Raw genomic sequence first — 6,944 nt, forward strand, 5'->3', positions numbered from 1 at the left:
CGAGGCCGGCTGGGCTGGACCGAGCGCCCCTACCCCCAGGCCGAGCGCCTGCGTCGAGCCCTGCAAGCGGCCCTGTCGGTCGACACCAGCGAGCTGTCGGCTGCGGCGATGGCTCAGGGCAAGCAAGGCAAGGACATCGGCCGCGTCATCCAGCAGGCGCGCACCCAAGCCATCGCCGCCGCATGGCCACCCAAGGGCTGACCCTGAGCCCCAAGGCCAGCACAGCGAGCGGGCGACCCCAGTTTGTCTTGCTCGCGCCCCCGGTGACGCAACCGCCCCCCTGCGCCAGCCCGCAGCATGCGGATGATCGACAGTCTTTCCCCTTCACCGAGGTGCAGCCAAGACGTGACCCGAGCCGCCGCCCCTTCCCTGTCACCAGAACCCACCGCCGCCACAGGCCCCATCTCCTGGGCAGACTGGGCGCGAGCCGTGTTGCGCCTCACCCCAGAGCTGCCCAGGCTGTTGCCCGGCCTGGTGCGCCTGGCCTGGCTGCGACCGCAGCAGCTGGGCTCGATCGGGCGCACCTTCGAGGTCCGTGCCAGCCGCCACCCCCAGCGCATCGCCCTGCGATTCGAGGACCGCAGCTGGACCTATGGCGAGCTCAACGCCTGGGCCAACCGCGTGGCGCACAGCCTCAAGCGATCCGGCCTGCGATCCGGGCAGGCCGTTGGCATCCTGATGGAGAACCGCCCCGAGGTCATCGCCTTTGCGCTGGGCATCGTCAAGCTGGGCGGCATCGCCACCCTGCTCAACCACCACCTGCGTGACGAGGCCCAGGCACACAGCCTGCGCCTGAGCCGCCCCCGCATCGTGCTGGTGGGCCAGGAATGCGAAGCGGTCGTGCGCTCGCTGCCCCAGGCGACCTTGGCCGAGCTGGACATCGACTGGTGGTGGGACGGCCAGGCACCACCGCCCGATGGCTGGCCCCACCTGCAGCACGCCTGTGCGCAAGCGCCCGACACCAACCTGCCCGAGACCGCCGCCATCGCGCTGAGCCAGCCCTGCTTTCACATCTTCACCTCGGGCTCGACCGGCTTGCCCAAGGCCTCGGTGATGAGTCACTACCGCTGGCATCGCTGCATGCTGGGCATGGGCGAGCTGGGCCTGCGCCTGCGCCAGGACGACGTGCTGTACTGCGCCCTGCCGCTGCACCACAACAACGCGCTGACCGTGTCCTGGGGCGCCACCGTCGGTGCGGGAGCCTGCCTGGCACTGGGGCGCAAGTTCAGCGCTTCGGGCTTCTGGCAAGACATCCGCCGCCACCGCGCCACGGCCTTCTCGTACATCGGCGAGCTGTGCCGCTACCTGCTCAACCAGGCGCCCCGGGCCGATGACGCGCAGCACGGTGTTCGCGCCATCATCGGCAACGGCCTGCGCCCGGACATCTGGGGCGCCTTCCAGCAACGTTTTGCCATCGAACACATCGCCGAGTTCTACGCCGCCAGCGAGTGCAACCTCGCCTTCGTCAACGCCCTGAACCTGCCTGGCAGCGCCGGCATGTGCCCCCTGTCCCACGCCATCGTCGCCTTCGACGTGGCCGAAGAAACCCCGGTGCGCGAAGGCCCCCAGGGGCTGATGCGCCGGGTTGAAAAAGGCCAGGTCGGACTGCTGCTGACCGAGATCACCGACAAAGCCCCGATGGACGGCTACACCGACGAACGCGCCACCGCCTCGAAGGTGCTGCGCGATGTCTTGCGGCGTGGTGACGCCTGGTTCAATTCGGGCGACCTCGTGCGGGACCAGGGCTTCGGCCACATCCAGTTCATCGACCGCGTGGGCGACACCTTCCGCTGGAAGGGCGAGAACGTGGCCACCACCGAGGTCGAGGCCGCCTTGTGCGCCCAAGCCGGCATCGAAGAAGCGGTGGTCTACGGCGTGCAGCTGCCCAACACCGACGGCCGCGCCGGCATGGCGGCCCTGCTGCTCAGTGGTGAGGCCACCGACCTGGATGGCGCGGGCCTGATGCAGGGCCTGAGGCAGGCCTTGCCGCGCTACGCCGTGCCCCTGTTCCTGCGCCTGCGCCGCCAGCACGAATTGACCAGCACCTTCAAGCACCGCAAGGTCGAGCTCAAGCGCGAGGGCTTCTTGCCCAACGACGCGGGCGAGCCCATCTGGGTGCTGAGCCCGCAGGGCTATGTGCCCCTGAGCGCCGATGCGCAGGCCGCGATCGAAGCAGGCCACTTCAAGTTCGAATGACCCACTGCCGCCTTGGCCCCCAACTGGAGACCACACCATGAGCCAACTCGTTCGCATCGGCCTGCGTGCCTTGCGCAAGATCGCGGCCTCGCCGCAACTCGAGGCCTCGGGCCTGCGTGGCCCGACCCAGCGACTGATCTACGAAGGCACCCGCCTGGGTTTCCAGTCGATCACCACGGCCACGCGCGGCTTCAAGGCGGTGCAGCGGCTCTCAGGGGCCAGCCGCCCCGCCCGGCGCGCCGCGACCGACCTCTTCGACCTGAACCCGAGCGAAGACCAGACGATGATGATGGACGCCATGCGCGCCTTCGCCGACGAGCAGCTGCGCCCGCAGGCCCAGCAAGCCGATGCAGAGGGTGGCGTGTCGCCTCAGCTCTTGCAGGCTTTCGCAGAGCTCGGCGTGGCGGCCCTGTCGGTGCCCGATGAACTCGGCGGCGCCGGCGACACCCACGAGGTGCTGACCCAGGCGCTGATCGCCGAGCAACTGGCCCACGGCGACCTCGGCATGGCCTGGGCTTGCCTGGCCCCCGCAGCCGTGAGCCAGGCCCTGCTGCGCTGGGGCAGCGCCTCGCAACAGGCCACCTACCTGGGCGCCTTCGCGGGCGAGCACCCACCACCGGCGGCCCTGGCGCTGATGGAGCCCACGCCCTTGTTCGACCCCATGAGCCTGCGCACCCGCGCCGAGCCGACGCCCGACGGTGGCTACGTGCTCACCGGCGAAAAGTGCATGGTGCCCGGCGTGGCCCGCGCAGAGCTTTTCGTGATCGCCGCAGACGTACCCGGACACGGGCCCCAGCTCTTCGTGGTCGAGGCCAACACGCCCGGCCTGAGCCACGCCCCCGAGCCGACGATGGGCCTGCGCAGCGCCGCCCCCGGCCGCCTGCGGCTCGACCAGGTCAAACTGAGCGCCGAGGCCCGCTTGGGCGCCGACCAGCCCGATGCCTACCGCGAATGCATCCAGCTCGGTCGGCTGGCGTGGTGCGCGCTCAGCGTGGGCTGCGCACAGGCCGTGCTCGACCTGCTGGTGCCTTACGTCAACGAGCGCCAGGCCTTTGGCGAACCCATCAGCCACCGGCAGTCGGTGGCTTTTGCCGTCTCGAACGTGGCCATCGAGCTGCAGGGCATGCGCCTGCTGACCTGGCGCGCCGCCGAGCTGGCCGATCGCCACGACGCCCCCGATGGCCTGGCCGCTTTCGCCGACGCCGTGACGCTGGCGCGCCGCCTGTGCGCCGACAAGGGCATGCAGATCGGCAGCGACGGCGTGCAGCTGCTGGGCGGCCACGGCTTCGTCAAGGAGTACCCGGTCGAGCGTTGGTACCGCGACCTGCGTGCCGTGGCGCTGATGGAAGGTGGGCTGTTGCTGTGAGGCCCATGGCCCCTGATCACACCTTCGCCCGCCACCACCTGATTCGAAAGCTCATCCCATGATCCACCTCGACACCCCCAAGAAGTTCGCCCCCCTGGTCATGCAGGCCCGCGAGGTCGCCCGCCAGGTGTTTCGCCCCATCTCGCGCCAATACGACCGCGCCGAACACGCCCGCCCCGTGGAGCTCGACATGGTCGCCGCCGCCATCCACGGCATGAACGCGGCCCTGGGCGAGAACGGCGCGGGCGCCGCAGGCGTGCGCCGCAGCGGTGAGCGCAACCCCAACGACAACGCCAACGGCAGCAACCTCTCGACCTGCCTGGGCATCATGGAGCTGTGCTGGGGCGACGTCGGCCTGCTGCTGGCCATGCCGGGGCAGGGCCTGGGCAACGCGGCCATCGCCTCCGTGGCCAACGAAGAGCAGCTTGCGCGCTTCAAGGGCCGCTGGGCCGCCATGGCCATCACCGAGCCCGGCTGTGGCTCCGACTCGGCCGCCATCCGCACCTCGGCGCGGCTCGACGGCGACCACTACGTGCTCAACGGCGAGAAGATCTACGTCACCTCCGGCGACCGCGCCGACCTGGTGGTGGTGTGGGCCACGCTCGATCGCAGCCTGGGCCGCGCGGCCATCAAGTCCTTCGTGGTCGAAAAGGGCACGCCGGGCTTCGAGCTGGCGCGCCTGGAGCACAAGCTGGGCATCCGCGCCAGCGACACGGTCGCCTTCGTGCTCAAGGACTGCCGCGTGCCCAAGGCCAACCTGCTGGGCGACCCCGAGATCCAGCCCGAAAAGAGCTTCGCCGGGGTCATGCAGACCTTCGACAACACGCGCCCGCTGGTGGCCGCCATGGCGGTGGGCCTGGCCCAGGCCTGCCTCGACGAGATCACGCCCCTGCTGGCCGAAGCCGGCCTTTCGCTGGACGCCGATCGCCCTCTGCACCGCCAGCCCAGCGCCGTGGCCGAACTGGTGCGCCTGCGCGCCGACCACGCCGCAGCTCGCCTGCTGACGCTGCAGGCCGCCTGGATGGCTGACAACGGTCGGCCCAATTCGCTGGAGGCCTCGATGGCCAAGGCCAAGGCAGGGCGCACCTGCGTCGACATCGCGCTCAAGTGCGTGGAGCTGGCTGGCGCGGTGGGCTACAGCGAGGTCTCGATGCTGGAGAAGTGGGCCCGCGACGCCAAGATCCTCGACATCTTCGAGGGCACGCAGCAGATCCAGCTGCTGATCATCGCGCGGCGCTTGCTGGGCAAATCGTCGGCCGAGCTGAAGTGAGGTGAGTGCCTGCTGCCGGGGCGGTGCGCTTGCCGGCACCCGCGCAGGCACCAGCGCTAGCGCTGTCCAAGGATCTCCTGAACATCCTCGCGCCAACCCATGAGCGTGCGCTCGGCGCGCTCGCGCTGGGCGGGGGTGGTCTGGGCCTGCAGGTCGGCGGCGAAGGCGCAACCGGCCCTGACCCAGCGCTGCATCTGCGCCTTGCGATCGGGCTCCTGCGGATCGACGCCATCGAGCAAGATGGCCAGCAAGCGCTGGCTGACCTGCTCGGTGCTCAGCTTCTGGGCTTGCGTGTCCCGCAGCAGCTGCACGTAACGCCCCTGAAAACGCTGCAGCTCCTGCAGCACCGTGCGGGCGCTGAAAGGCAGCTCCATGACCCGGCGCACCAGGTGCTCGCGTTGCGCGTCGCTGAAGTCGCCATACACCAGGCCGCCCCACTCCTCGATGAAGTCCACGGCCAATCCGGCCTGCTCGCGTGGGTCGTCCGCGATGTACTTTTCTCGCTGGCCTTCGTTGAGGTCTTCGAAGAAGGCTTGCACGCGACTGACCTGAGGCGGGCCCAGGTGAACCATGACGGCGGCCGCCAGCGGCGTGGCCGCAGCAAAGGCCTGTTTGCTCATGGCCAGGTAGGCGTCGCGCCGCTCGCAAGCCAGCTCAGGGGTGATCGGGCCTCGCACGTCCAGCGCAGCCTGCTGCAGCAGGCGAGCAACCTGGGGCATCTGCTCACGGCGGTGCCATTCGAACCAACGCCGGATGCCGGTGCGAGCCAGTTCGTATTGGTCTTCGGTGAAGTGGTGCGCCACGTTCGTGCGCCACTGCACGTAACGGGGGGCCTGCTCGTAAACGGCCTGCAGGATGCTGCAAGCGGACACGAGCAAAGCGCACACACCGATGACCGCCCAGCGAGCCGATCGCTCAAGCCAGGGGCATGGGGTGTCTTCATCGAGGGCGCGCTTCATGCGAGCACTCTATCCCAATGCAAAAAGCCCCCCGTCCACGTGGGGCGGGGGGATCAAAGAGAGAGAGGTTTCAGACGGCGACGCGGCAGGCAAACCGCATCGCCGTTTCAGGCAAGAGACAGGTCAGAGAACGTCAGTCGGCCTGCTTGCGCAGGAAGGCCGGGATCTCGATCTCGTCCATGCCGTTGCTGGCCAGGGCATCGACCTTGGCAGCCGCTTGCGTGCGGCCCGAGCGCCAGACGCTGGGCGTGTTCATGCCGCTGAAGTCGTTGCTGTGGCCCATGGCGGGGCCACCGTGCAGGGCAGCGTGGCCAACCGGCTGGGTCAGCACCGGGATGTTGTCGGTGCCGGTGCGGGCGAACACCTGCGGGGCGCTGTGCACCACGGTCATCGGGGCCTGCTGGCGCTTGGAGCCGCACAGGCCGGTGGCGATCACGGTCACGCGCAGCTGGTCACCCAGGCTTTCGTCGTAGGCCGTGCCGTAGATGACGTGGGCGTCTTCGGCGGCGTAGCGGCGGATGGTGTTCATCGCGTTGCGCGATTCGCTCAGCTTGAAGTTGGCCTTGCCGGCAGCGATCAGCACCAGCACGCCACGCGCGCCCGACAGGTCGATGCCTTCGAGCAGCGGGCAGGCCACGGCGGCTTCGGCGGCCTTGGTGGCGCGGTCCGGGCCGCCGGCGGTGGCGGTGCCCATCATGGCCTTGCCAGGCTCGCTCATCACGGTCTTGACGTCTTCGAAGTCGACGTTGACGAGGCCCGGGATGTGGATGATGTCGGAGATGCCGCCCACGGCGTTCTTGAGCACGTCGTTGGCCTTGGCGAAGGCTTCTTCCTGGGTCACGTCGTCACCCAGCACTTCCAGCAGCTTCTCGTTGAGCACGACGATCAGCGAGTCGACGTTGGCTTCCAGCTCAGCCAGGCCGGCATCGGCTTGCTTGAGGCGGCGGTTGCCTTCGAACTCGAAGGGCTTGGTCACCACGCCCACGGTCAGGATGCCCATTTCCTTGGCGACGCGAGCGATCACCGGCGCGGCGCCGGTGCCGGTGCCACCGCCCATGCCGGCGGTGATGAACACCATGTGCGCGCCTTCGAGCGAGGAGCGGATCTGGTCCACGGCTTCTTCGGCGGCGGCGCGACCGGCTTCAGGCTTGGC

The 6,944-nt window shown here is 69.3% G+C and carries 5 protein-coding genes and 1 pseudogene; 4 read left to right on the forward strand and 2 right to left on the reverse strand.

All coding sequences use genetic code 11. The annotated features are described in order from the left end of the window. From B2W70_RS14365 to B2W70_RS14380, 4 genes and pseudogenes are all read left to right on the forward strand, one after another. Positions 1–201 (forward strand): annotated as a pseudogene (locus tag B2W70_RS14365) (multifunctional CCA tRNA nucleotidyl transferase/2'3'-cyclic phosphodiesterase/2'nucleotidase/phosphatase); the annotation flags it as partial. Between the two features lie 102 nt (positions 202–303). Next, positions 304–2,196: a long-chain-acyl-CoA synthetase gene (locus B2W70_RS14370; protein ID WP_286746694.1), complete on the forward strand. Its 1,893-nt coding sequence runs from the start codon at positions 304–306 to the stop codon at positions 2,194–2,196. A 37-nt stretch (positions 2,197–2,233) separates the two neighbouring features. Next, the gene (locus B2W70_RS14375) at positions 2,234–3,562 is read left to right on the forward strand and encodes an acyl-CoA dehydrogenase family protein (RefSeq protein WP_286746696.1); all 1,329 of its coding nucleotides are present in this window, start codon (positions 2,234–2,236) and stop codon (positions 3,560–3,562) included. Between the two features lie 58 nt (positions 3,563–3,620). Further along, a complete protein-coding gene (locus tag B2W70_RS14380; RefSeq protein WP_286746698.1) occupies positions 3,621–4,832 on the forward strand; it encodes an acyl-CoA dehydrogenase family protein in 1,212 nt (403 codons plus the stop codon). A gap of 56 nt (positions 4,833–4,888) precedes the next feature. On the opposite strand, the gene B2W70_RS14385 is transcribed toward B2W70_RS14380, so the two are convergent. After that, the gene (locus B2W70_RS14385) at positions 4,889–5,791 is read right to left on the reverse strand and encodes a DUF6279 family lipoprotein (protein WP_286746700.1); all 903 of its coding nucleotides are present in this window, start codon (positions 5,789–5,791) and stop codon (positions 4,889–4,891) included. A 133-nt stretch (positions 5,792–5,924) separates the two neighbouring features. Continuing rightward, on the reverse strand, positions 5,925–6,944 hold a 1,020-nt coding region (gene ftsZ / locus B2W70_RS14390; protein WP_286746702.1), incomplete at its 5' end, for a cell division protein FtsZ.

Origin of the sequence: Aquabacterium sp. UBA2148, assembly GCF_002328915.1 — a bacterium.
Classification (GTDB): domain Bacteria; phylum Pseudomonadota; class Gammaproteobacteria; order Burkholderiales; family Burkholderiaceae_C; genus Aquabacterium; species Aquabacterium parvum.

What these genes read in the sequence shown, in the direction of transcription:
- B2W70_RS14370 (WP_286746694.1), top strand. Translation starts at nt 304, where the DNA reads ATGATCGACAGTCTTTCCCCTTCACCGAGGTGCAGCCAAGACGTGACC.
- B2W70_RS14375 (WP_286746696.1), top strand. Translation starts at nt 2,234, where the DNA reads ATGAGCCAACTCGTTCGCATCGGCCTGCGTGCCTTGCGCAAGATCGCG.
- B2W70_RS14380 (WP_286746698.1), top strand. Translation starts at nt 3,621, where the DNA reads ATGATCCACCTCGACACCCCCAAGAAGTTCGCCCCCCTGGTCATGCAG.
- B2W70_RS14385 (WP_286746700.1), bottom strand. Translation starts at nt 5,791, where the DNA reads ATGAAGCGCGCCCTCGATGAAGACACCCCATGCCCCTGGCTTGAGCGA.